Source organism: Tenacibaculum aquaeponti, assembly GCF_057221555.1.
In genome coordinates this window covers 448,442-475,244 of record NZ_CM170147.1, presented here as the reverse complement: position 1 = coordinate 475,244, position 26,803 = coordinate 448,442, and the positions used below count along the sequence as shown (strand labels likewise).

Below are 26,803 nucleotides of genomic sequence, written 5' to 3'. Positions count from 1 at the left end.
AATGGAACTTTTATTTGACTAGCAATTTATAAGAAAACAAATTATTGTTGTTTTTCCCTTTAATAAAATACAATCCTTGTGATAATTGTTGTAAAGAGAAAGTATGATTCTTATTGTATTTTCCTTTAAAGTATAAAACTTGTTTTCCAGAAATATCATAAATTTTTACATCTGAAACCTCTTTGTTAATAGAAATAAAGTCTCTTGATGGATTTGGAAATACACGTAAAACGTCTTCATTATTCTCAATATCTTCATTAGATAATGTTACAGCAGAACTACCAAAAATTCTAAATTCTCCTGGTTGTAAAGCCAAAGTTGCAGTAGTATTAGTTACATTTAAAGTTTTAGTTTCATCTAATAAATCGTACCAAGTTCCTGCTTGTTGAAATGAAGGATTAATTGCCTGAGCTGTAATTCCAAAGTTTCCAATAATTGTAACGTATCTCAAATCGTCAGAAGTATTATCATTCGTTAATTGAATTTTCTTTAAACCATTAGAGTTATTTACATCTAAAGTAAAATCAGAAGTTCTAAAAATATCTTCTTGCTTTTTTAAAGCAATTAGTTTTGCCCAAACATCGTAAATAGCTTTTCTATTCGCTTCGTCTGCATATTCCCAACGAATTGGTTTATTTCCTGTTCTACCATTAAAATCGATATCTACATCGTAGCCTAATTCACCAAATTGCCAAATCATTTTTGGTCCTGGAACAGTAAAATAAAATGCTCCTGCGCTTGTAATTCTATTTAAAGCAGTTGCTAAATCCTTTACATTGTAAGTGCTATTAGAATTTCCAAATTGTAAATTTTTATACATTAATCGTTGCTCATCATGGCTTTCCATATAGGCAATATTAGCAGGCACAGACCAACCTCTATTTCTATAATCAATCCAAGAAAAGTCAGATTTTCCACTAGAATGGAAGCCCATTGTAGTTTCATTATAATTTGAATTTAAATTGCTCCACATCATAATTCCTTTTCCTTCAGATAAACGATAATTTACCCATTCCGATTCTTCTTGGTTGGTTCCTAGATGTTCAAAAATTATATAAAAATCAGGATCGATATCCCATTGATAATCTGCATATTCTTTTAAAACAGCAACTCTGTCTGCTTGCATTGCATTTGTACAAGCATCATCAGATCCAGAACAATTCTGTGTAAAACCTTTGGTTAAATCCCACCTGAAACCATCAATATTATATTCTTCAATCCAAAATTGAGTAGTACGTTTTACATAATCTTTAGTAGCTTGTTTACTGTGGTTAAAATCATTAAAAACATTAAATGAATGTTTAGCTGTAGCATTAAAAAAAGGACTATCAGCAGAAGCTTTCCCACCATAATTTCCATTATCAGTATTCCACATTCTATAGAAAGGATTCTGACCCGTTGCATGATTATATACAACATCTAAGATTACAGCAATACCTCTTTTATGGCATTCGTCAACTAATTGTTTAAAAGCATTTTGAGTTCCATAATATTTATCTAAGGCCATATGAAATGAAGGATTGTATCCCCAAGATTCATTTCCATCGAATTCACTAATAGGCATTAATTCAATAGCATTTACACCTAAATCTTGAATATAATCTAATCTAGCTTTTAAAGCATCGAAACTATGTAATTGATCAAAATCACGTAATAAAACCTCATATATTACCAAATCAGTTTTAGCAGGACGATTAAAATTGGTTACTTCCCAAGCATATGGAGTATCTCCAGTTCTTAACAATGTAACAGCATGATTGGTTTTTCCTGTCGGATATGCTGGTAAATCAGGATAAGTAGTAGCATTTATAAACTGATCGTTACTTTCAGTTAAAACAACAGTAGAGTAAGGATCTGCTACACGTAAAGATCCATCAATTAAAAACTGATACATATGATTGGTTTGTGGAGTTAAACCTGTTAATTCAATCCAAAAACGATCATTAGCTGTGTCTTTTTTTAATAAATAAGAATCATTTAGTGTCCAATTATTAAAATCTCCAATAACATGAACAAACTCTTTTCCAGGAGCATATAAAACTAAAGTAGCTTTTGTATTATCTGTTGGATTTAAAGTTAATCCATCTTTTATTCCAGTAGGAAGACTTTCTTCAACAACTGTAGGTTTTACAATAATTTGAAAGTTAGCTGTTTTTGTATCAGCCCCGTTTACAGCTTCTAACTCAAAATCTGTCGTAGCTGTTACAGTTGTAGTAAAGTTGTAATTAGTACTATTATTTTGAGTATTTATAGAAGTACCATTAGCTTTTAAATTAAAGTTTGAGTTTAAACTAGCTGTAGCTGATATTGTTACGTTATCTCCTGAATTAACAATAGTAGGAGAAGAGCTAGGAGAAGTTAACGTTAACTGAAACTTCCCAACTTCAAATACTTGATCTTGAGATTTTTTATCTCCACTACCATCTTTAGCTTTTACAAGCATTCCAATTCTTCCAATTCCTGTTCTATTATAAAAAGAGGTAGGAGTGAAGCTTATTGAATAACTTCCATCACCGTTATTGGTTAATTTTTGAGCTTCATTAGAGTTCGTCCAAGTTCCGTTTGTTGGAGAATCCATGATATTTTCATCATTGGTATCGAAAGACCAAGCCCATAAATAAATATCTGTTACTCCCCACGTAGCAGGATTTACATTAGTAACAGTAATTGTAATCTCTTCATCTTCATTAAAAGTAGTGGGGGAAGCAGAAAATGTGACATTTTGTTGTTGTGCAAATAATGAAACATGAATACAAAGGATTAAAAAAAGTACTATTTTCTTCATAAGGTATAATTAAAAAGCAAAAACCATCCATCAACTATAAAAGTTTATGGATAGTTTTTGTATTACATCTGTCTTAAATTATTAAGGTTGAATCGTATATGTTGGATTTGCAGCATCAGAAAAATCTAATGTAATAGTGTAAGTTCCTGCTGAAGCAGTTAAGTTATCACCATTTACTTCTAATGTACCATCTCCTCCAGTATCACCATAATTAATATCCCAAGCATTATTAGCTCTAAATTTAAATTCTCCATCTAATAACTCTACGTCTCTTAAGATCCAAACATCATCGAATGGTCTAGACCAATCCCTTGTGAATTGAGCATCTGGAGTAGCTCCCCAATTATTGAAAGCCGAACCTACAAGTCCCCATACATTTGTTATTTGTTCTAAAGAATAACTATTATCGTTTAAATTTACAGTAACTATATAAATACCTGCAGTAACAGTGATATTATCACCGTTTAATTCTATAGAACCATCTGCACCAGTATCTCCATAATTTACAGCCCAATCGTTATTCATTCTTAACTTCATTTCACCATCTAACAAAGTAACAATTCCTCTAAATACATCAGAATATTGGTCGTATTCTAACATAAAATCTGGAGTTGCTCCCCAATTATTGTATGCAGAACCTACAATTCCTAAAGAGAAAGCTTCGATAGCATATGTGTTGTCATTAAAGTTTAAAGTAACTTTATATGAACCTGCAGTTACAGCAATGTTATCACCGTTTAATTCTATAGAACCATCAGCACCAGTATCTCCATAATTTACAGCCCAATCATTATTTTCTCTAAATTTGATTTCACCATCGATTAATGTAACATAAGCAGCTAAAACACCGTCTACATCAGTTTTAAAGAAAGGTAAATCAGGAGTTGCTCCCCAATTGTTAGCCGCTGAACCAACAATTCCCCAAGTAGTAGATAAATCTAATACTGTTAAATAAGTACTTACAGTAACTGTTATTGGAGTACCAATTCTTTCTAATGTATCACCTGTACCGTTAGTAATTACAGAACGTAAACGAATTTCTATATCACCAGTTGTATCAGGTGCAATTCCTAAAGCTTGAGCTACAGCATTTAATTTAGCATGAGTTATATTAATGTTAGCACTATCTGTACTAGTTCCTAATTCTTCAACAGTTGCAAAATCTGTACCTACCGCAGCAGCTTCTAAAAAGTATTCAACAGTAACTCCTAAATTAGCATCTAAAATAGGATCATTAATTACTAGTGCGAATGCATTTTGATCATTCATATCTAATGATAGAGTGAATGAATCTCCATCAGCAAGTCCACTTTCTAAAGTTGGAGCATTTACAGGATAAGTTGTTACTAAAAATAGTACACTATTACTCACTTGTTCTCCTGCTTTAACTCTCATAAATACAGGAATATCATTAAATTCAGTTATCCCTGCATTATTAATTGCTTGATTTAATTCAGTTACAGTCATTGAAAATGATTTCTCTGAAGTAGTGCCTAATGCTACAGGAGTAGCAAAAGTATTTTCAGTTGCCATTTCAATACTGTAAGAAGTAGCTGAAGTTACATCATCTTTCCAAGTAATTGTAAATGCTGGATTATCAGGTAAAGAATAATTTAAAAACACATTTGAGATCCCAGGTGTATCTAATTCAAAAGTAGGATCAGGTGTTGTAATATTTATATTGTCTTCTGATTCACATGAAGTTAACAAAAGCATAGCTGATGCAACTACTGCGAAAAATATTTTATTTATTATTGATTTCATTGTAATACTTCTATTAATTATAAATTCAATGGAACAAGAATATACTCACCAGTTAAATCGTTAAACCAGATATCGTAATCATCTTCTACTATTACAGGAATGTTAGCGCCTCCATTAGTTGCTATTCCTGAAAAAGAAGTATCGCTTCCCCAAGTATCTGTACCATTTGCTAAAAATTGTACATCTCCTGGCTTTAATCTTACTGCAGATGCATTCCAAATATGACCATCAAAAGTTAATGGAGTTAATGCAACAGGAGCATCTAAGGAAGATCCTTGTACAGCTAAAGAGCTAGGACTAGTAATTCCATTTGCATCAAAAGCTTCGAAAGAAAAATTTTGAGTAGCAAAATTGATGGTAAAAGTATAGAATCCAGGAGTAATATTTGCTGCGCCTGCTGTTGGAAATCTTTCAGGATCATCTCCACCACCAGGATTTACTTCAATTGAAGTACCATCATTTGTACCCCACTGTGGTTGCCATAAACCTTTTGTTTCTAAAACTTTAAACTGTCCGTTACTGAAATATCCAGTATACTTAAATAAGTTTTCATCGCTAGCATCTCTAAATAAAGCCGGATTATTATTGTTATTATCCCAACCTGGTGCCGTACCGTCACCAACTAAGAAATAGTCGTTGAATACATAGTTGAAGTATGGAAATACTTTTAGTGAAAGTGAATTAGAATTAGCTTTGTTAGATCTCTGTGTTCCTAAAGAAGAAACTACTCTAACATATAAATCTGACCATTCAAAAGGATTTAAACCTGCATTACCAGCAGCAGAATTTAACTCTCCCATTGAAAATGTTACAGCATTTTCACCAGTTACTGAAGATGCTATTACAGGATTAGTAAAATCTTGATCATTAGCAAACTCAATATCATATACAACAGCAGTTTGTTGACCATAATCGGCACTTTGCCAACTAAAAGTTACTGCTGGATTATTTGTGTTTACTGCATCTAGTTCAATTTCGCTAAAACCTATACTCGTTAGAGTAGGGGCAGTACCATCTGAAACTGTAAAAGTTTCTGCATTATCATCACAACCTATACCAATAAAAATCAATAAGATTAATGAAGAAAGTTTATATATAAAATTATTTTTCATTTGATATCGTAATTGTTAATAACCTGAGTTTTGCGTTAAATTAGGATTTGAAGCTAAACTACTTGCTGGTATTGGAAATAAATCTAAATGATTAGCTATAGCAATACCGTTTGTAGCATTTCCTTTCCAAGCCCAATTGTAATTTCCTCCAGTAAAACGTCCGAAACGGATTAAATCTTGTCTTCTGTGAGCTTCCCAATGTAATTCTCTAGATCTTTCATCTAAAATGAAGTCTAAAGTAAGATCTGTAACTGTAATTGCTTGAGGGTTATTAGCTCTTGTTCTTAATTGATTTACTAAAGTAACCGCTTCACCAATAGAACCTCCTGAACCTCCTCTTAATACAGCTTCTGCATACATTAAATTTACATCAGCTAATCTAAATAAAGGGAAATCTGTATCAACAAAAGTTTGATTACCACCAGCAATTCCTCCAGAGCTAACATTAGAATATTTAGCTATAATATAACCAGTATCACGATCTGCAATATCTGTAATAGTAATTGGTCTTTCAGCTGTTATTAAAGTATTTCTAGTATCTGTAATAAATGCTCCTCCATTGAATAAGTCTGCAAATTGTTTTCTTACACGTAAAGCACCACCCCAACCTTCGGTAGTAACACCAAGATCAACACCATTTTTTTCGATACTTCCAACAGAACCATTAATCATAACAGTAGTAGGACCGAAATTTTGAACAAATGATCCGTCTGAAACAAAAGCAAAAATAATTTCATTTCTAGCTGTACCTTGATCGTTGTCTGCTTTAAATAAATCTAAGTAATTAGGAGCTAAAGTATAACCACTATTTAAAATTTTATTACAGTATTCAATACAATCGGAATAACGATCACTACCAATATAAATTTCAGCATTTAAATAAATTTTCGCTAAAACTGTCCAAGCAACAGCTTTATCAACTCTACCATATTCATTTTGTCTAGGATCTTTCAAATCTGATTCAATTGCTTTTAATTCACTTTCGATAAAAGTGAATAATTCACTTCTAGAAGCTTCTTGAGGTTTTGAATTGATTTCAGAATTTTCATCTGCGAAAGGAGCTTTTCCATATAAATCCATTAAATGATAATATGCTAATGCTCTAACTAATCTAGCTTCTGCTCTGTAAGTAACTATTTCCTGACGTGTATCATTTGATACATTTCTTGCATCTAATTTTTCAGGAGTTGTTTCATTTAAAAAATTATTAACAAAACCAACTGAAGCTCTAGCTCTTTCAAACATTCCTAAAACGATAGGATTTTGAGGAGTCCAAGTATTACGTTGGATTTCTGCAACACCTTGATCATTTTCATAAGACCAAATCATTTGATCTGCTGTTAATGTTTGTAGATATAATAAAGTACGTCCGTATTGACTTGTACCTGGATCTATACCATCTAAATTAGATGTGGTAGGACCATCAGTGCCGGTTAAAGAAAAGTTTGCATAAATACCTGCTAAAACTTCTTTATAAGCACTTTCATTTTCAAATAACTCTTCACTTAAAGTTGTTTGATCATCATTTGGTATAATATTTAAATCTTCTGTACATGATAACATAAATAATGTAATCACGGCAAAAAATAATACCTTCTTAATATTGTCTTTGATATTCATTTTTTCTTTTTAGAATTTAATATTGGCTCCGAATAAGATATTTCTTGATCTTGGATAAATAATATTATCTATTCCATCAAACACCTCAGGATCTAAACCTGAATAATTTGTCCATGTAAATACATTTTGCATACCTGTCCATATTCTAATACTATTTTTAGAAAACTTCTTAATAGGTCTATTAAAAGTATATCCTATTGTAATGTTATCCATTCTTAAGAATGATGCGTTCTCAACAAAATAATCAGATAAAAGTACATCTGCTGTATTTATAAAATTTGTGTTTAATACTGAAGTAGGAATATTACCTAAAACAGCATTATCTCTTAATAAGTTTAATTGAGCTCTAGAAGAATTTACGTTGTTGTAAGCATAGTTACCTATGTTTGCTCTTAAATTAAAAGAAAGATCGAAATTTTTGTAGTTTAAGTTACTTTGAAAGCCTAAAATTACATCTGGGTCTGGACTTTCTCTTAAATATCTATCACTACTATTAATAATTCCATCTCCGTTAATATCTAAATAAGAACCTTCAATTGGATTACCATTACTATCAGTTAATTGCTTTAAAACATAAAATGCTCTTGGAGCTTCACCAACTCTGTTGATTTGTATATCTGATCCAGTACCACCAGAAATCCCTCCAGTTTGGAATTCGAAACCAGAAACTAAGTCTTTAATTTCTCTATCGAATAATGTACCGTTGAAATTGAAATCTAAACTAAAGTCAGTGTTGTTTATAACGTTTGAGTTTATAGAAAATTCTAAACCTCTAATTTGTAATTCACCAACGTTTTGAATAATTCTATTTGTAAAGTTTAATGGAGTAGGAGCATCAAAAAGTAAATCTGTTGAATTCTTTTGGAATGCACTAATAGATCCTGTTACTTTATTATTAAATAAACCATAGTCGATACCAAATTCGATAGTAGCTGTTTCTTCCCACTTTATATCTTCGTTGATTGCTGAAGGAATATTTGTAGAAATTGGTACTCCTCCAAATAAATATTGAGAATTTTCGTTACCAGATCTGTATCGATTTAAGAAAACATCTTTTTCTGTAATTGCTTGTTGACCAGTAATACCATAACTCGCTCTTAATTTTAAACTAGAAACAAATTTAGAATCTTTTAAAAAGTCTTCTTCACTAATTTTCCAAGCTAAAGCAGCTCCAGGGAAGTTACCCCATCTGTTTTTTGAAGAAAAACGAGAGGTACCATCACGTCTGTAGTTTAAAGTTAATAAGTATTTATCTAAGAAGTTGAAGTTAGCTCTACCAAAGAAACCAATTAAAACTACATCTGGATCCGCAAACGTTTGAGGGTTAGAGTCAGGATCTCTTCTGTTACCAGTATCACTACCATTAAATTCAAATTTTTGATATGAATAACCCGCTGTGAAATCTCCAGAGATTTGATCACTAAATTTAGTGTTGTAATTTAAGTAACCATCTAATAACTTGTTTATTCTTAATTGTTCAGATTCAAAATCATTACCAATAACTGTTGCATTAGATGCTCTTGGTACACTTAAAGATGTAAAATCTTTTCTACTTGCTTGAATTCTATCGTAACCTAAGTTAACAACAGTTCTTAATTCTGGTAAAAAATGTAATTTATAATCAAACTGTAAATTACCATACTGTCTAAAAGACTTTCCAACATTAGTTCTTTGTAACAAAGAAGCAACAGGGTTTGTTGTTCCGTTAGCAACTCCAGTTCCTGATAAATGCTGATAAAAACCACCAAAAGGAGAATTTCTATCAAAAACGGGTTGAGTAGGATCATAACGTAAAGCAGCACCAATTTGTCCTGAATCAGCGAATCTACTGTTTTCAAAAGCTCTACTATAATTTAAGTTAATTTTTAAATGATCACTAAACAAAGAAGGACTTAAAGCCATGGATACATTTCTTCTTGTAAAATCAGAAGTTAATAATGCTCCTTCTTGGTCATTAAATCCAACAGATAAACGAATTGGGACTAAATCGTAAATTGTTCCTCTAGCTGTTAAGTTATGAATTGTAGAAACTGTGTTTCTAAAAATTTCATTTTGCCAATCTGTATTTGCTGTTCCTAATAAACTAGTATCTAAAGTAGTTCCTGGTATTGGTTGAGAATTTACTAAATTTCTAAATTCATCTGCAGAAAATACATTAATTCTATCATTAATTTTACCAGTAGTAACTTGAGTGTCAAAATCTAAAGACCAAGAAGATTTACCTTTTTTAGTAGTAATAATTATAACTCCATTAGAAGCTCGTGAACCATAAATTGCAGTTGCAGAAGCATCTTTTAATACAGAGAAAGACTCAATGTCATTAGGGTTAATATTAGCTAAAACACCACGAGAACCATCAACACCATCATTAGAAATTGGTAATCCATCAATAATGATTAAAGGATCATTAGAAGCGTTAATAGAAGAACCTCCACGAATTCTAATTTGAGAACCAGAACCTGGTGCTCCACTAGTATTAATGCTTACTCCAGAAACTCGACCATTAAGTAAATTTTCAGGAGTAACTATGTTACCTTTTGTAAATTGTTTTTCTGTTATAGCTTCAACAGAACCTGTGGCATCTTTTACAGTGGTAGTACCGTATCCAACTACAACAACCTCATCTAGTATTTGACCATCTTCTTCTAATTGTAAATTAATAGAAGTTTGATTGCCTACTTTTATTTCGGTAGTTTTCATACCTATAAATGTGAAAACTAAGATGTCGGATGCTTTCACATCTTTAATCTCATAATTACCATTAAAATCTGTTTCAGTACCTCTTACCTTTCCTTTTATTAAGATAGATACACCTGGTAAAGGCTCTCCAGTTCCTTGTTCGGTAACTGTACCTTTTACTGTTTGTTGTGCATAACTTAATAGAGAAAAACATAACAGAAATAAACTGAAAATTAGTTTCATTTTTTTCATGTAAAAAATCTTAAGTAAATACGTAAATTTGAATTAGTTTGTTATCAATAATCTTTGTTCCGCGTTGTGAATATAGGTATTAAAATGACGCTCTGTTAATGATTATTCCTACGAAACCGTTTTCGTGTTGATAACTTTTTAACTTTAAGTTAACGTATTAATAATATAACACATTTTTTTTGTCAGTTTTGTAAAATAAAGTAAGTTTAATTGTAATTAAAGGAGTTAAAAATCATTTTAATAATTATCTTCTACATATATCATTATATCTTTAAAATATGAAACCAAAAATTACCATTAAGATAATTGCTAAAGAATTAGGTGTTTCAACTTCCACTGTTTCAAAGGCTTTAAGAGATAGTCATGAAATTAGTCAAGAAACAAAAGATAGAATTAAAGCTTATGCAAATTATTATAATTATAGACCAAATAATTTAGCTCTACAATTAAGAAATCAAAAAACTAAAGTTATTGGTATTGTTTTACCAAAAATCGTACATCATTTTTTTTCAACTGTTATTAGTGGGATTGAAAAAGTAGCAAATGAAAGAGGGTATAATATTATGGTTTGTTTTTCTAATGAAAATCAGCAAAAAGAAATTGAAACAATTAATGTATTAACAAATGGTAGTGTAGATGGACTAATTGTTTCTATAGCTAAAGAGACATTGAGAAATAAAGCTTTAGATCATTTTTATCGTTTAATAGAAAATGAAATGCCAATAGTTTTATTTGATAGAGTTCATGATTCTATTGAGTGCGATAAAGTAATTGTAGATGATATTGGAGCAGGCTATAAAGCAACAAAATATTTAATTGGTATTGGTTGTGAAAAAATAGGTATTATAACTACACCAGAACATGTAACTGTTGGATTAGATCGCTATCAAGGTTATGAAAGAGCTTTAAAAGAACAAAATATATCGATAAATAAAAATTTGATTATTAATGTAGATGAAGAAAAAGATATTTATGATCAAATAAAAATACTTTTTGAAGAAAAATTAGATGCCATTTTTGCAGTAAATGAAATTTATGCAGCAACTGCAATTAAAATAGCTAAAGAATTGAAATTAAACATTCCAAACGATATATCTGTTATTGGATTTACAGATGGTTTAATTTCTAAGTATTCATCACCATCAATAACAACTGTTGTGCAACATGGATATACTATGGGTGAGCAAGCTGCAGAATTATTAATAGACAGAATAGAAAATAAAGATAATGATAGGTTTCCTCAAACTAAGGTAATTTCTAGTAATTTAAAACTAAGAGAATCTAGTAAATCTTAATTTATTTATTTTCTATGTAAATAAAATTTATATATTTACAACACAATAAGACTTATCAATAATCTTACTTCCGCAAAAAAAGAATGATAAGTCTAGCGCTTATCGTAGTATATAACTAACAATACTTTACGATAATGAACAAGCGTAAATTAAATTTCTGGGAGATCTGGAACATGAGTTTTGGTTTTCTTGGAATACAATTTGGATTCGCCTTACAAGGCGGATTTATGTCAAGAATATTTCAAACATTAGGAGCTGCAAAAGACGATATTCCATTAATGTGGATTGCTGCCCCTTTAACAGGTTTACTAGTACAGCCGGTTATTGGATACTTAAGTGATAGAACTTGGAATCCAAGGTGGGGTAGAAGAAGACCGTATTTTCTTATTGGAGCTATTTTAAGTTCCTTAGCTTTATTTTTTGTACCTCATTCACCTGTATTATGGATAGCTGTTGGTTTTCTATGGATTTTAGATGCTTCTATTAATATTTCAATGGAACCATTTAGAGCTTTAGTAGCAGATAAGTTGCCAGAATCTCAGCGTTCATATGGATTTGTCGTTCAAACATTAATCATTGGCATTGGTACTTGGGTAGCAAGTAATTTACCATGGGTTGTTTCTACTTTGGGTGTTAGTGATTCTGCTGCGCAAGGAGTAGTTCCAATGACCGTAAAAGTTGCTTTTGCTGTTGGTGCTTTTGTGTTTTTAGTTAGTATACTTTATACAGTGTTTACAACATCAGAATATCCTCCAGAAGACATGGAAGAATTTGAACGTGAAAAAGCAAAGAAAAATCAATTTATACCAGATATCATAAATAACATTGGTAGTATGCCTACTACAATGAAAAGATTAGGAATAATTCAATTTTTCAGTTGGTTTGCATTTTTTACGATGTGGAGTATGGCTAATCCAGCTTTAACAGAACATGTATTTGACGCTCCAGCTCCGGTAAAAGAGAGTTACAATATGGATAACCCTACAGAATTAGAAGCTTACAATGTAGCAAATACTGCTTTTCAAAAAGCATCTAATTCTGTAGGATCTTATATGGGAGTTTATGGATTATCATCTATGGCTTTTGCTTTACTATTAGTTCTTTACACATCAAAAAGAAGAATCAATAGAAAATATGTACACATGGTTTCTCTAATTCTTGGAGGAATTGGTTTTTTAATTATGAAATTTATTCCTTCTCATGAATATCTAACAATTTCATTTATACTAATTGGTTTTGCTTGGGGTAGTATACTTTCTATGCCTTATGCAATGTTATCAAGTTCTGTAGATCCTAAGAAAATGGGAGTGATTATGGGAATTTTTAACATGTTTATAGTAATACCACAAATTATAGCTGCAATAGGAGGTATAGTATTTATTTCTAATCTTTTTGGAAAAGAAGCTATTAATGCAATGCTTGTAGCAGGTATTTCATTAATCCTGGCAGGACTATCTAACTTTTTAATAACTAACAAGAAAGCAATTACATACGAAATTGAAAATGAATAAAAAAGGATTCATATTTGATTTAGATGGTGTTATTGTAGACACCGCTAAATACCATTTTTTAGCTTGGAAAAAATTAGCTAACGATTTAGGTATCGATTTTACAGAAGATCAAAATGAGCAATTAAAAGGAGTAAGTAGAGTAAAATCACTTGAGAAGATTTTAAATTGGGGAGGGATTTCTATATCTGAAGAAGAATTTCTTCAATTAATGGACAAGAAAAATACTGATTATTTGTCTTATATAGAAACAATGACTGAAGATGAAATTTTAGTCGATGTTCCAAAAGTTTTAAACCTTTTAAAAGTAGAAAATCAAGGATTGGCTTTAGGTTCTGCAAGTAAAAATGCAAGAACGATTTTAAAGAAAGTTGAACTATTTGACAAATTTGACTCTATAGTAGATGGAACAAATGTTTCTAAAGCAAAACCAGACCCCGAAGTTTTTATTATAGCCGCTGAAAATTTAGAAATAGCTCCAGAAAAATGTATCGTTTTTGAAGATTCTATTGCCGGAATTCAAGCTGCAAATGCTGCTAATATGATATCTATAGGTATCGGCGAAAAAGATGTACTGTCTGAAGCAGATTATGTATTCAAAGATTTTTCTGAAATATCAGAAGAATTTATATCTCAACTTATAAACAAACACTAACCCCCGTACAATAATTAAAAACTAGAAATGAATCAAGATTATATCATACCGAACGAATGGTCTATTATTGAAGAAGGATTTAATGAAGATAGAGTAAAATCATCTGAAAGTTTATTCAGTATTGGTAATGGAGCCATGGGGCAACGCGCTAATTTTGAAGAAAAATATACAGGTGAAACTTTTCAAGGTAGTTATATCGCCGGAGTTTATTATCCTGATAAAACTAGAGTAGGATGGTGGAAAAATGGATATCCAGAGTATTTTGCTAAAGTTTTAAATGCACCAAATTGGATAGGAATTAATGTATGTATCAACGGAGAAGAACTTGATTTAAATACATGTAAGAAAATATCTAATTTTAGAAGAGAGTTAAATATGAAAGAAGGTTGGTTATCACGTAGTTTCAATGCTACATTAGCCAACGGACTTGAAGTAAAAGTAGAAACAAAACGTTTCTTAAGTATCGATTTAGATGAAGTAGGAGCAATTTCTTATAATATAACACCTATTTCTGGTGATGCTACAGTTATTTTTGAGCCTTATTTAGATAGTGGTATTCAAAATGAAGACAGTAATTGGGATGATCAATTTTGGAACACGATAAATGTTTCAACAGAAAATGATCAAGCATTTATAGAAGCACATACAATGAAAACTAATTTTCATACTTGTACTTTTATGCAATCTGAAGTTTTTGTAAACACTAAAAAGCAAGAGCTAAATCCAGAAATTGAAAAATCAGCAACTAAAGTTTCTTTCAAGTATGTAACTCAAGTAAAAACGAATGAGACTGCTAGTATTCATAAGTTTGGAGGTTATGTAGTAGATAGAAACCACGATAAAAATCAATTGATTACAGCTGCTAAAAACACCTTAAAATTAGCAACAGATTTAGGATTTTCAACATTATTATCTCAGCAAAAAAAAGCTTGGGCTAATATTTGGGAAATGGCAGATATCACTATCGAAGGAGATGTAAAAGCTCAGCAAGGTATTCGATTTAATATCATGCAATTAAACCACACATATTTAGGTAAAGATGCTCGATTAAATATTGGTCCGAAAGGATTTACAGGTGAAAAATATGGAGGTAGTACATATTGGGATACCGAAGCATATTGTTTACCATTTTATATGGCTACTAAAAATCAAGAAGTTGCCAAGAGTTTACTAACGTATCGATACCATCAGTTAGATAAAGCCATTGAAAATGCTGAGAAAAACTTAGGTTTTAAAAACGGAGCAGCTTTATATCCTATGGTAACTATGAATGGTGAAGAATGTCATAATGAATGGGAAATAACTTTTGAAGAAATTCATAGAAATGGAGCAATATCTTTTGCTATTTTCAATTACCATAGGTACACAAATGATTACAGTTACATTCCAGAAATGGGACTAGAAGTTCTTATTGGAATTGCACGTTTTTGGCACCAAAGAGTTAACTTTTCGGAGGATAAACAAAAATATGTAATGTTAGGTGTAACTGGTCCTAACGAGTATGAGAACAACATCAACAATAATTGGTACACAAACTACATAGCAAAATGGTGTATCGATTATGCTTTGGAAAATATAGAGATTGTTAAATCTGATTTTTCTACTGATTATGATAGAATTGCAACTAAAACAAACATTACAGCTGAAGAGTTAGCGGATTGGAAGAAAGTTGCAGACAATATGTATTTCCCATATTCTGAAAAGCATCAAGTTTACTTACAACAAGATGGATTTTTAGACAAAGAGTTAATTACCGTTGCAGATTTAGATCAATCACAACGTCCAATTAATCAAAAGTGGAGTTGGGATCGTATTTTACGTTCACCTTACATAAAGCAAGCAGATACATTACAAGGATTCTATTTCTTTGAAGATCATTTTACAACAGAAGAATTAGAAAGACATTTCGATTTTTATGAACCTTTTACAGTTCATGAAAGTTCTCTTTCTCCTTGTGTTCACAGTATTCAAGCGGCTAAACTAGGAAGAATGGATCAAGCCTATACGTTCTATTTAAGAACTTCTCGTTTAGATTTAGATGATTATAACAAAGAAGTAGAAGAAGGCTTGCATATCACTTCCATGGCAGGTACATGGATGAGTATTGTTGAAGGTTTTGGTGGAATGCGTATTAAAGACGGATTATTAAGTTTTACACCACAAATTCCTAAACAATGGGATGCATTTTCTTTTAAGATAAACTTCAGAAATCAAATATTAAAAGTAAATGTTTCAAAGAAAGGAACTGAATTTGAACTAGAAGGAAATAAAGAATTAGAACTTCTGGTAAATAATAATAAAATACTGGTAAAACCTAACAGTTTAGTAACAGTATAGTAATTAAGTTCGTTAAATTTAAGTATGAAAAATGTTCTACACCTTATAGTTTTGTTTATAGTGTTGAGTTGTAATACTCAAGTTAAAAGTAATGCTCAAAAGAATGAGAATTTTGTAATTAACAAGCAAACAAGTATTACTTTATTTGAAGGGACTTTAGAACGTTTAGAACATTTTTCTTCTAAATTTATTAAAGAAAGACCTGTAGATATTTGGTTACCAAAAGATTATTCTAATAAAAAAAAGTATAATGTTTTGTACATGCACGATGGTCAAATGCTTTTTGATAGTACTCAAACTTGGAATAAACAAGAATGGAAAGTTGATGAATGGTCATCAAAACTAGTTAAAGAAGAAAAAATTAAAGACTTTATTGTTGTTGGAATACATAATATTCCAAAGATTAGATGGCAAGATTTATTTCCTCAAAAAGCTTATAATTTTATAGATGAAGAATCTAAAAAACTATTAAAAAGTATCTCCGGATCAAGTGATTTTACTTTAAATGGTGATAATTATTTGAATTTCATAGTAAAAGAACTAAAACCTTTTATTGATAGTAATTATTCCGTTTATACAGATAAAGATCATACGTTTGTTATGGGTTCAAGTATGGGTGGATTAATGTCTATGTATGCAGTCAGTGAATATCCAAAAGTATTTGGAGGAGCAGCTTGTTTGTCTACACATTGGGTAGGCGCAATGCCAATGGATGAAAATCCTTTTCCAGATGCAATATTTAAATATATGACTCAGAATTTACCAAATTCTGGAACACATAAAATTTACTTCGATTACGGAAATAAAACTTTAGATCGGCATTATCCTCAGTATGCTCCTAAAGTAGACGAAATTTTAAAGCAAAAAGGATATACAGTTAATGCTAAGAATTTATTTTTTGAAGGAACAGATCATTCAGAAATATCTTGGGCTAAACGATTAGATATTCCTCTTTTATTTTTATTAAAGAAATAATGAAAAAACTTTTCTTCATTTTATTTTGTATACAAACGTTTGTATACGCGCAAAATAGTAACAGAATTTTTAAAGAAGCTTTTGTACAGAATGGTGATATTTTAACTGTTAAAGTTAATGATGGCACCTACAAAATTCGTTTTTATTCTAATCAAATAATAGAAACTAATTTTATTCCAAAAGAAGAAACTTTTTCTTCAGCATCTCATGCTGTAATCAAACAACCTGATAATGTAGATATCTATTTAAATGATTCTGGTGAAAAAGTTATTTTTAAAACCAAAACAACTACTGTAGAAATTATTAAATCTCCTTTTCAGATAAAATATTACTACAACGGAAACTTAATAACTTCAGAAAAAAAAGGTTTTCATAAAAAAGAAAATAATGATGCTATAGAATTGAATTTAACTTCAGAAGAAGTTTTATATGGAACAGGTGCTAGAGCATTAGGAATGAATAGAAGAGGAAATAAGTTACAATTATACAACAGAGCTCATTATGGTTATGAAACTCGATCAGAGCTAATGAATTTTACCATGCCAGTGGTAGTTTCTTCAAAGAAATATATGATTCACTTTGATAACGCTCCAATTGGATATTTAGATTTAGATAGTGAAAAGAATAATTCGTTGACTTATGAAACAATTTCTGGTAGAAAAACATATCAGGTTATTGTTGGTGATACTTGGTATGAACTATTAGACAATTATACAGATTTAACTGGGAAACAACCAATGATTCCACGTTGGAGTTTAGGAAATTTTTCTAGTAGATTTGGATATCATTCAGAAAAAGAAACTAGAAATACAATACAAGCTTTTAAAAATGAGAAGATTCCAGTAGATGCTGTTATTTTAGATTTATATTGGTTCGGAAAAGATATAAAAGGTACTATGGGAAATTTAGAAGTCTTTAAAGATTCTTTTCCTAATATGAAGAAAATGGTCAGTGATTTCAAGAAAGAAGGTGTAAAAACTGTTTTAATTACTGAACCGTTTATTTTAACTACATCTAAAAAATGGGATCAAGCTAAATCTAAAGGAATTTTAGGTAAAGATGAAGCTGGAAATCCTTTTACCTACGATTTCTATTTTGGAAATACAGGTTTAATTGATATTTATAATCCTGAAGGGAACAAATGGTTTTGGAATATTTATAAAGGCTTAAAAGATATGGGAGTTGAAGGTTTCTGGGGAGATTTAGGAGAACCAGAAGTTCATCCTTCTAAATTGCTACACGCTACAGGAACTGCAGATGAAGTTCATAATATTTACGGTCACGATTGGGCAAAATTAATTTATGATGGTTATAAAACAAACTATCCTAATGAACGTCCGTTTATTTTAATGCGAGCAGGATATTCTGGCTCACAACGATTTGGATTAATTCCTTGGTCTGGTGATGTTAATAGAACTTGGGGTGGTTTACAAAGTCAACCAGAAATTGCTTTACAAATGGGAATGCAAGGATTATCTTATATGCATTCTGATTTAGGCGGATTTGCAGGTGCTAATTTAGATGATGAATTATATGTACGTTGGTTACAATATGGTGTCTTTCAACCTATTTTCAGACCTCATGCACAAGAAGAAGTTCCTAGTGAACCTATTTTTAGAGCAGATAAAGCTAAGGCACTCGCTAAAAAAGCAATTGAATTACGTTATCAATTATTACCCTATAATTATAACTTAGTTTTTGAAAACAATCAGAAAGGAAAACCGTTAATGCGTCCTTTGTTTTTTGAAGATAATACTATATCACTTTTTACAAATTCAACTTCATATTTATGGGGTAATGATTTTTTAATTAGTCCGATTTTAAAAGCTAAACAAACCGAGCAAAAAGTATACTTTCCTAAAAATCATTATTGGTTTAATTTTTATTCTGATGAGCTTGAAGAAGGAGGAAAGTCAAAGGATGTTAAAACTACAGAAGAAAACATTCCAACCTATGTAAAGGCAGGGAGTTTTATTCCTTTAACGAGTATTGTACAAACAACTAAAGATTATTCTTTACATACATTTGATTTACATTATTATCATCATGTTTCAGTAAAAAAATCAAATAGAGAATTGTACAATGATGATGGAGTTACTGCAAATGCTTTTGAAAAAAAACAGTATGAAATTTTAAAGTTTTCATCAAAAGCTAAAGAGAAATCAATTTCAATCCAATTAAAAGCACAAATTGGAGAAAATTTCAAGAAAAGTAAAAAAGAAATCAATTTAATAGTTCATAATATTAAATCAAAACCTAAAAAGGTAAAAACAAACAACAAGAAGGTCGAGTTTACTTGGGATTCTACTAAAAACCAATTAGTAATTCCTGTACAATGGCACACTTCAAAATCAAATAAAATCACTATAAAATTATAGTAATGAAGAAACTATATTTAATAATATTTTTTGCTTTAATCATTGTTAGTTGCAAAGAGCAAAATAAAGCAGAAGAAAAACCAGTAGCTGAAAAAAAAGAAACTCCTTTTGTTTGGAACGGAGCGAATTTATACTTTTTACTTACAGATCGTTTTAATAATGGTGATACTTCTAACGATATCAACTTCGATCGTTCTAAGAAAACGGCAAAACTTCGTGGATTTAAAGGCGGAGATTTAAAAGGAATTACTCAAAAAATCTCTGAAGGTTATTTCGATAAATTAGGAATAAATGCGATTTGGATGACTCCTGTTGTAGAACAAATTCATGGAGGAACTGATGAAGGAACTGGAATTACTTATGGTTTTCATGGGTATTGGACTAAAGATTGGACTAAAATTGATCCTAATTATGGAACTGATAAGGATTTAAAAGAATTAGTAGAAACAGCACATAAGCATGGCATTAGAATTTTACTTGATGCTGTAATTAATCATACTGGTCCAGTAACAGATAAAGATCCTGTTTGGCCAGACGAATGGGTTCGTACAGATCCACAGTGTAAATATGATAATTATGAAAATACAATCACTTGTACTTTAGTAAAAAACTTACCAGATATTAAAACCGAAAGTAACGAAGAAGTTGCCTTACCACCGCAATTAGTTGAAAAGTGGAAGAAAGAAGGGCGTTACGAACAAGAAGTAAAAGAATTAGATGAATTCTTTACAAGAACAGAGTATCCAAGAGCGCCTCGTTTTCATATCATGAAATGGTTAACTGATTATATCACAGAATATGGAATTGACGGCTATAGAGTTGATACCGTTAAGCATACAGAAGAAAATGTTTGGCAAGAATTTAGAAAAGAGTGTGATTATACATTTGCGGAATGGAAAAAGAATAATCCATCTAAAGTGTTAGATGACAATGGATTTTATTTAGTTGGAGAGGTGTATAATTACAGTATTTCAAACGGAAAACAATTCAATTTTGGAGATAAAGAAGTGAATTATTTCGATAATGCATTTAATAGTTTAATCAATTTTGAATTTAAATGGAATGCTAAACAACTATCTTTTAAAGACTTTAATGAAAAATATAATCAAGTTTTAAGCAACGATTTAAAAGGATATGGAGTGTTGAATTACATGAGTTCTCATGATGATGGAATGCCTTATGATCCTGCTCGAGAAAAAACTTTTGAAACAGCAAATCGATTATTATTAGGTTTAGGTACATCTCAAGTATATTATGGAGATGAATCTGCTAGATCTTTAATTATCGAAGGAACTGAAGGTGACGCTACTTTACGTTCATTTATGAATTGGGATGCCATTCAAAATGATCAAAAAACACAAGAAGTTTTAGCACATTGGCAAAAATTAGGTCAGTTCAGAAAAAATCATCCAGCTGTTGGAGCAGGAACTCATTCTGTGATAACTGAGTCACCATATGTTTTCTCTAGAAATTATAGTAAAGATACATTTACAGACAAAGTTGTAATTGGAGTTGATTTAAACCAAGGCGAAAAAATAATTGATGTAACATCAGTTTTCGAAAATGGAGACAAGTTAAAAGATGCTTATTCTGGTCAGAAAGTAATAGTTAACGAAGGAAAAGTAACACTAAACTCACCATTAAAAACAATTTTATTAGAAAAGATTTAACCATGAAAAAAATACTAAGTATACTATCTATAGGACTATTACTTCTTTCTTGTAAACAAGAAGTTAAAAAAGAAGAAAAGCTAGCAAATAATGAAGAAAAAATAATTACTGAAAAGTTAAAACCAATTTCTAAAGAAGTTTTAGAAACTGCGGTGATTTATGAAGCCAATATTCGTCAATATTCACCAGAAGGTAGTTTCGATGCTTTTACAAAAGATATTCCTGAGTTAAAGAAGTTAGGAGTGAAAATTATTTGGTTAATGCCAGTATTTCCAATTTCTGAAACGAAACGAAAAGCTACAGGAGGAAAGGATAGTAAATTTGCTTCTGAGTTTCCCGAAGCTGAAAGAAAAAAATACTTAGGAAGTTATTATGCTGTGTCTGATTTCAAAAAAATTAATCCAGAGTTCGGAACTATTGAAGACTTTAGAAAATTAGTAAAAACTGCTCATGATAACGGTATTTATGTGATTTTAGATTGGGTTCCTAATCACACAGGTTGGGATCATACTTGGTTAACAACTAATCCTGATTTTTACACAAAAAATGACAAAGGAGAAGTTGTTCATCCTGAAGGAACTGACTGGACAGATGTTGCCGATTTAAACTATGAAAATCCGGATTTACGCAAACAAATGATTGCAGATATGAGCCACTGGATTGTTAACGAAAATGTTGATGGTTTCCGTTGTGATGTAGCTGGACAGGTTCCTACTGCTTTTTGGCAAGAAGCTATTCCACAATTAAGAGCTAAAAAAGACATTTTTATGTTAGCAGAAGCCTGGGAGCCAGAATTATTAAAAGATGGATTATTTGATATGGGGTACGGTTGGGATCGTCATCATGCAATGAACCATGTTGCTAAAGGTGAGAAAAAAGTAGATGATTGGTATGCTACTTTTGATAAAGATGTAGAGCGTTATGCAGCTGACGATATTATTATGAATTTTGTTACAAATCACGATGAAAACTCTTGGAATGGAACTATTAAAGAAAGAATGGGAGAAGGAGCTAGTGCATTTACTGTATTAAATTATGTAACACCAGGAATGCCTTTAATTTATTCAGGGCAAGAATATGGTTTAAGTCATAGATTAAAGTTTTTCGAAAAAGATTCTATTCCAAAAACTAAAGGTACAGAGTGGACTTTATTAGAACAATTAGCTAACTTAAAGAAAACTAATAAAGCGATGCATGGAGGAAAAGAAAAAGCAAATTATACTAAAATAGATCTTAAAAATGATCATGTGTTAGCTTTTTCAAGAGCAAAAGAAGGAGATAAATTAACATTTGTTGCTAACTTATCTAAAGAAAGTCAGAAAGTTACTTTAACTTCAGAAGCAACTCAAAAAGATTACTTTACGAACAAAGAATTTAAAGGAACTACAGAGGTCGAATTACAACCTTGGCAATATTTAGTTTTAGAAAAGACGAAATAAACTAAAAATCAACTGTACTTTGAAAGGATCATGAAAATTTCATGATCCTTTTTTGTGTTATAATATCAAGTTTTCAATTTTTAAATTTCTAGTATAACAACTGAGTTATTTCCTTTTTTTCCTGAACTAAAAAAGGGAAAACCCCTTATAAGATATTTTTTTACTGATACTAGTTTTGCTTCATGATCAAACAATAGCTATTACATAACGATCTAACTAAAATGAATAAAACACAAAATTTAAAGAATGAAAGTATTTTATAACTACATAGTAATTGCATTAAGTATTTTAATTATTGGATGTCAGAATAATGATGAAATTGTCGAAAATAATACAGATTTAAAATCTAAAACAAATTTTTCTACAAAGGAATTTCCAAATGAAATTATAAACATAAATCACAAATACGATTATTATGGGAAAAAATTCCAAATAACATATGTATTCAATAATGAAACTCAAGAATTAATAGATGCTTATGGAGATGATGCTATTGCCAAAGAAATTTTTGGAAAAGATAAAGAAGGGCCTCAAGGAACTTTAGTTTTAAATGTGAAAGAAGAAGGAAATTATAAAGAAATTACTATGAAAATCTTCGATACAGTGAATGAAATAGATGAATACACAAAGGAAGAACAAGTTACAGAACCAACAAAAGAACCTATTAAGGGAAAATTAGCTTCGAGAAATAATTGCTTTGATATTGATTTACCTGGAAATGATGAAATCCGATTTTTCGAAGATATTAACTACGCATGGGAATTAACAGATATTAGAGGTTTAAATAAAAGGACTTATGGTAAGCAATATTTAGGGCATAATAATGACAGAATTAGTTCTTTTTATATGAGATCTAATGAATTTCAACAAGTTAGTTTTTATGAACATAGCTGTTACACAGGAAAAAGATTAACATTTAATAAATACCATACATCTCAGTTTTATGGGGAAAGTAATTTAAGGCATCACACTTTATCTGGAACATGGTTTTGGAGAGTATCTTGGAATGATAAAATTTCTTCATTCTGGATGCCATAAATAGAGATTAGTTAAGATTGATTAAAGAGAGACGTTTTTGTCTCTCTTTTTATTTTTAATTCTGTAAAATATAGTTTTAACGTAATGTTATCAGGTAATTATAATCTTTTTTCGTAATTTTATAAGAAAGCATTTATTATGAAAAGAGTATTATATTTTTTGTTTGTGATAGTTTTAATAACTAGTTGTGCTTCTACCAAAGAAAATTACACTGCTGTTCAGTTGAAAAAGTTTAATGAAATAGTAGAAGGAAAACCGTTTCGTATTGATTCTAGAAAAGCTTTTCCAAGAATAACCGCCGCTTTAAATTCTTTACCTGCTAATGTACTTTTACCAAACGGAAATACTATAAATATGATAGATATCACTGGTCATGGAAGTGTTTTTAAATTTAATAAAGATTCTATAACTAAAGGTAATTTACCTTACTATGGTGAACGTCAATTCGCTGGAAATTATAACAGTACAAATATTGGAATTGAATTTGATGCTAAAATAACAAACTATAAAACTTCTAAGACTAAAAGAGATAATCATCAAATTAAATTTACAATTCGAGATAAAAACTCAAATACAGAAAGTTATGATGTAACTTTAGTGATTTATAAGAACTTGAAAACTAAAATGGATATTAATTCAACTCACAGGTTTCCAATTCAATATTCTGGTGTAATTACGGAATAATTAGAACTTATAAATCTTTGGTAAAAGACCAAACTAAAATTCTTGTTATTTTATTTCCATGTTGCATTGGAATAATTTTATGTTTTGCTTTTAATTTTGATAGTTGTTTTTCTAGTTTAGTTAAATTTTCTTTCTTAGCTATTAAACTCGTAAAAAATCCTACTTGATTTTTAAATAAAATACTTTGTTTAATCATTCTTTTTAAGAACAAAGCTTCACCACCATTACACCATAGTTCGTTTGCTTGACCACCAAAATTAAGCTCAAATTCTTTTTTATTTAAATTGTTAAGTTTACGTTGTGTTCCCTTTTTTGCTTCATTTTCTGAACTATGAAAAGGAGGATTGCAAACCGAGAAATCGAAATAATCATCAGTTTTTATGATGCCTTCAAAGATGTTTGCATTATTAGTTTGATAAATTAAACTTACATTTTTCTTTAATTGGGGGGTAAAATCAATATTTTTTTGAGCAATTTTAATACTTTCAGCATTAATGTCACATCCTACCATTTTCCAATTATAAACTTGACTTGCTAAAATACAGTAAATTGCATTTGCACCAACGCCAATGTCTAAGCCTCTAACTTCCTTATTTTTATGAAGAATATCAGCTATATGATGAATATAATCAACTCTACTAGGAATTGGTGGACATAAATATCCTTCGGGTAATTCCCAGTTTAATACATTATAATTCGCGATTAAAATCGCCTTATTTAAAGCTACCACAGCTTTTGGATTTCCAAAATCTATGGTAGTTGTATGATATTCGTTTTTAAAAGTAAAAGATTTTAAATCAGGATTTACATCTGATAATTTTTCAAAATCGTAAGCTGAATCTTTATGTAAATTTCTTGAATGCATAAGATTGTCAAAATTATCAAAAAAACGTTAGAGAACAATTATCAATAAGCAATGAATAATATATTATTAACTGATCATTAACTATTAACAATCATCTCTACGAACTCTTAATTCACCACGTTCATGAACTATAATAAATGGAATTTCTTCTAATGTACAACGAGGTTCTATGACAAACTTTATAACTCCTGTTACAGTGAAGTTTTCTCTTGGTGTTTTTATTTTATAATTCTTATTGTAAATTGTATTTTCTTTAACCCAATTTACATAACCATTTACAAATGGATGAGAATCGAAAACTTCTTTAGATAATGGACTTTCAGTAATCCCTTTTTCTATAGCGATATGTTTATTATCACTAATTTCTACTCTAAATTTTCCTTTAAAATCTCCTTTAGATTTAGGGGATACAAAAAATGCTCCTTGAATCAATTTTATGTCTATTTCAAAACTATGTTTATCCTTATCAATTTGAAAAGTTTTCATAGTTAATTCATACAGATTGATATTTTTTGAAAAATCGTAAACAAAACTGTCATAAGGACTAATATAATTGTTCGTTTTTACTGTTTCAGCAATTGTATTATCTTGTTTTTTTTCTACTTTATTTTCTTTTTTACAAGAAATTGTAAAAAGTAAAGTAAAACCTAAGATTATATATTTAACCATTTTTTTATTGATTTAATAATTAGTAATTTATGAGAAAATATCGCGAAATTTTATTTCATTTTTATATCTCAAAGTTAGAGTATGCTTTTCCAAAAAGTGTCAAAAGAGTGTAAAAGAAGTGTCAAAAGCTATAAATTTTGGTAAAATTATATGTTATTTGTTGTAATGATTTGTAAAAAACTTTTTTCAAGCTTAATACGAACAATTGTCTTGCTATTTTTAATTAGTTTGATTTCGTGTAATTCATCTTCAGAATCTTATTTTTCAGAAATAGTAAAAGTGTCATTAAGACAAGTTGGTCACGAATTACTTATTGCAAATAAAGATTTAACATCTCCTGTTTTACCTGTGAAAAAAATTGATGATACAACTTATGAATTAGCATTTCCCAATACTATAGAAATCGAACCCAGTAAGCTGGTAAAACTTATTGAAACGAATTTTAAAAAGGCAAAATTACCAGAAGCTTACATTGTACAAGTATTTCAGTGTATTGATAACGAAGTTGCTTATAGTTATTTAATGCAACAAGAAATACAAGAAGGTATTATTCCTTGTGCCAATAGAATTTTAGCTAAAAGTTGTTATACGATTAGAATAAACTTTACAGGAGACTTAACAACAAGCTCATCTAATTATAAAAGTCTTTATTTCATAGTAGTTTTATTAATTGTAGTAACTATTATTCTCTTACTACTATTTAAAAAGAAACAACAAAAAAATAAAAATATAGTAGTTGAACAAGAAGTGAAATTAACTATAGGTAATTATTCTTTTTTACCAGATAGGAATATTCTTATTAGAAACTCTAGTGAATTGAACTTATCTAAAAAAGAATGTGATTTACTTTTAATTCTTGTAGAAAATTTGAATCAAACTGTAAAAAGAGAAGAACTAACTAAGAAAGTTTGGGAAGATAATGGAGTAGTTGTTAGTAGAAGTTTAGATACTTATATCTCTAAATTACGCAAGAAATTAGCTGAAGACGAAACCATAAAAATTACCAATGTTCACGGAGTTGGATATAAGCTAATTGTAAAATAAAAAAGACTCAATATTGTAATCGAGTCTTTTTAAA

The 26,803-nt window shown here is 30.0% G+C and carries 18 protein-coding genes; 11 read left to right on the top strand and 7 right to left on the bottom strand.

Going from position 1 to position 26,803, the window contains the following annotated elements; translation table 11 throughout:
• Nucleotides 1–10: 10 nt before the first annotated feature.
• From AC2TEO_RS02205 to AC2TEO_RS02185, 5 genes are all read right to left on the bottom strand, one after another.
• Nucleotides 11–2,785, bottom strand: coding sequence for an alpha-amylase family glycosyl hydrolase (locus AC2TEO_RS02205; protein WP_442266547.1), 2,775 nt, complete (start codon nucleotides 2,783–2,785; stop codon nucleotides 11–13).
• A gap of 81 nt (nucleotides 2,786–2,866) precedes the next feature.
• Nucleotides 2,867–4,549 carry a SusE domain-containing protein gene (locus AC2TEO_RS02200; protein ID WP_442266546.1) on the bottom strand — a complete coding sequence of 561 codons (1,683 nt, stop codon included), beginning with the start codon at nucleotides 4,547–4,549 and terminating at the stop codon, nucleotides 2,867–2,869.
• A gap of 17 nt (nucleotides 4,550–4,566) precedes the next feature.
• Nucleotides 4,567–5,661, bottom strand: a complete 1,095-nt coding sequence (locus AC2TEO_RS02195; RefSeq protein WP_442266545.1) for a SusE domain-containing protein — start codon at nucleotides 5,659–5,661, stop codon at nucleotides 4,567–4,569.
• 15 nt (nucleotides 5,662–5,676) lie between these two features.
• Entirely contained in the window at nucleotides 5,677–7,281 is a 1,605-nt protein-coding gene (locus AC2TEO_RS02190) for a RagB/SusD family nutrient uptake outer membrane protein (RefSeq protein WP_442266544.1), read from the bottom strand.
• Between the two features lie 9 nt (nucleotides 7,282–7,290).
• Nucleotides 7,291–10,203: a SusC/RagA family TonB-linked outer membrane protein gene (locus AC2TEO_RS02185; RefSeq protein ID WP_442266543.1), complete on the bottom strand. Its 2,913-nt coding sequence runs from the start codon at nucleotides 10,201–10,203 to the stop codon at nucleotides 7,291–7,293.
• Between the two features lie 287 nt (nucleotides 10,204–10,490).
• Between AC2TEO_RS02185 and AC2TEO_RS02180 the strand changes: the two genes are divergently transcribed.
• From AC2TEO_RS02180 to AC2TEO_RS02135, 10 genes are all read left to right on the top strand, one after another.
• Nucleotides 10,491–11,507 carry a LacI family DNA-binding transcriptional regulator gene (locus tag AC2TEO_RS02180; protein WP_442266542.1) on the top strand — a complete coding sequence of 339 codons (1,017 nt, stop codon included), beginning with the start codon at nucleotides 10,491–10,493 and terminating at the stop codon, nucleotides 11,505–11,507.
• A 134-nt stretch (nucleotides 11,508–11,641) separates the two neighbouring features.
• On the top strand, nucleotides 11,642–13,018 hold the full coding sequence (locus AC2TEO_RS02175) for an MFS transporter (RefSeq protein ID WP_442266541.1): 1,377 nt from the start codon (nucleotides 11,642–11,644) through the stop codon (nucleotides 13,016–13,018).
• Nucleotides 13,011–13,670 carry a beta-phosphoglucomutase gene (gene pgmB / locus AC2TEO_RS02170; RefSeq protein ID WP_442266540.1) on the top strand — a complete coding sequence of 220 codons (660 nt, stop codon included), beginning with the start codon at nucleotides 13,011–13,013 and terminating at the stop codon, nucleotides 13,668–13,670. The genes AC2TEO_RS02175 and pgmB overlap by 8 nt, the downstream gene beginning before the upstream one ends.
• 27 nt (nucleotides 13,671–13,697) lie before the next feature.
• Nucleotides 13,698–16,007: a maltose phosphorylase MdxK gene (gene mdxK / locus AC2TEO_RS02165; RefSeq protein WP_442266539.1), complete on the top strand. Its 2,310-nt coding sequence runs from the start codon at nucleotides 13,698–13,700 to the stop codon at nucleotides 16,005–16,007.
• A 24-nt stretch (nucleotides 16,008–16,031) separates the two neighbouring features.
• Nucleotides 16,032–16,982 carry an alpha/beta hydrolase gene (locus AC2TEO_RS02160; RefSeq protein ID WP_442266538.1) on the top strand — a complete coding sequence of 317 codons (951 nt, stop codon included), beginning with the start codon at nucleotides 16,032–16,034 and terminating at the stop codon, nucleotides 16,980–16,982.
• Complete coding sequence (locus AC2TEO_RS02155; protein WP_442266537.1) at nucleotides 16,982–19,360, top strand: glycoside hydrolase family 31 protein; 2,379 nt, start codon at nucleotides 16,982–16,984, stop codon at nucleotides 19,358–19,360. The genes AC2TEO_RS02160 and AC2TEO_RS02155 overlap by 1 nt, the downstream gene beginning before the upstream one ends.
• Before the next feature lie 2 nt (nucleotides 19,361–19,362).
• Complete coding sequence (locus AC2TEO_RS02150; RefSeq protein WP_442266536.1) at nucleotides 19,363–21,030, top strand: alpha-amylase family glycosyl hydrolase; 1,668 nt, start codon at nucleotides 19,363–19,365, stop codon at nucleotides 21,028–21,030.
• A 2-nt stretch (nucleotides 21,031–21,032) separates the two neighbouring features.
• A complete protein-coding gene (locus AC2TEO_RS02145; protein ID WP_442266535.1) occupies nucleotides 21,033–22,469 on the top strand; it encodes an alpha-amylase family glycosyl hydrolase in 1,437 nt (478 codons plus the stop codon).
• A gap of 246 nt (nucleotides 22,470–22,715) precedes the next feature.
• Entirely contained in the window at nucleotides 22,716–23,507 is a 792-nt protein-coding gene (locus tag AC2TEO_RS02140; protein WP_442266534.1) for a hypothetical protein, read from the top strand.
• A 138-nt stretch (nucleotides 23,508–23,645) separates the two neighbouring features.
• Complete coding sequence (locus AC2TEO_RS02135; RefSeq protein ID WP_442266533.1) at nucleotides 23,646–24,191, top strand: DUF4251 domain-containing protein; 546 nt, start codon at nucleotides 23,646–23,648, stop codon at nucleotides 24,189–24,191.
• 7 nt (nucleotides 24,192–24,198) lie between these two features.
• On the opposite strand, the gene rlmF is transcribed toward AC2TEO_RS02135, so the two are convergent.
• Both rlmF and AC2TEO_RS02125 read right to left on the bottom strand, forming a co-directional pair.
• Nucleotides 24,199–25,056, bottom strand: a complete 858-nt coding sequence (rlmF, locus tag AC2TEO_RS02130; RefSeq protein WP_442266532.1) for a 23S rRNA (adenine(1618)-N(6))-methyltransferase RlmF — start codon at nucleotides 25,054–25,056, stop codon at nucleotides 24,199–24,201.
• An 84-nt stretch (nucleotides 25,057–25,140) separates the two neighbouring features.
• A complete protein-coding gene (locus tag AC2TEO_RS02125; protein ID WP_442266531.1) occupies nucleotides 25,141–25,725 on the bottom strand; it encodes a hypothetical protein in 585 nt (194 codons plus the stop codon).
• 279 nt (nucleotides 25,726–26,004) lie between these two features.
• Here AC2TEO_RS02125 and AC2TEO_RS02120 point away from each other — a divergent pair, with 279 nt between their 5' ends.
• Entirely contained in the window at nucleotides 26,005–26,769 is a 765-nt protein-coding gene (locus tag AC2TEO_RS02120; RefSeq protein WP_442266530.1) for a winged helix-turn-helix domain-containing protein, read from the top strand.
• The last annotated feature ends 34 nt before the right edge of the window (nucleotides 26,770–26,803 follow it).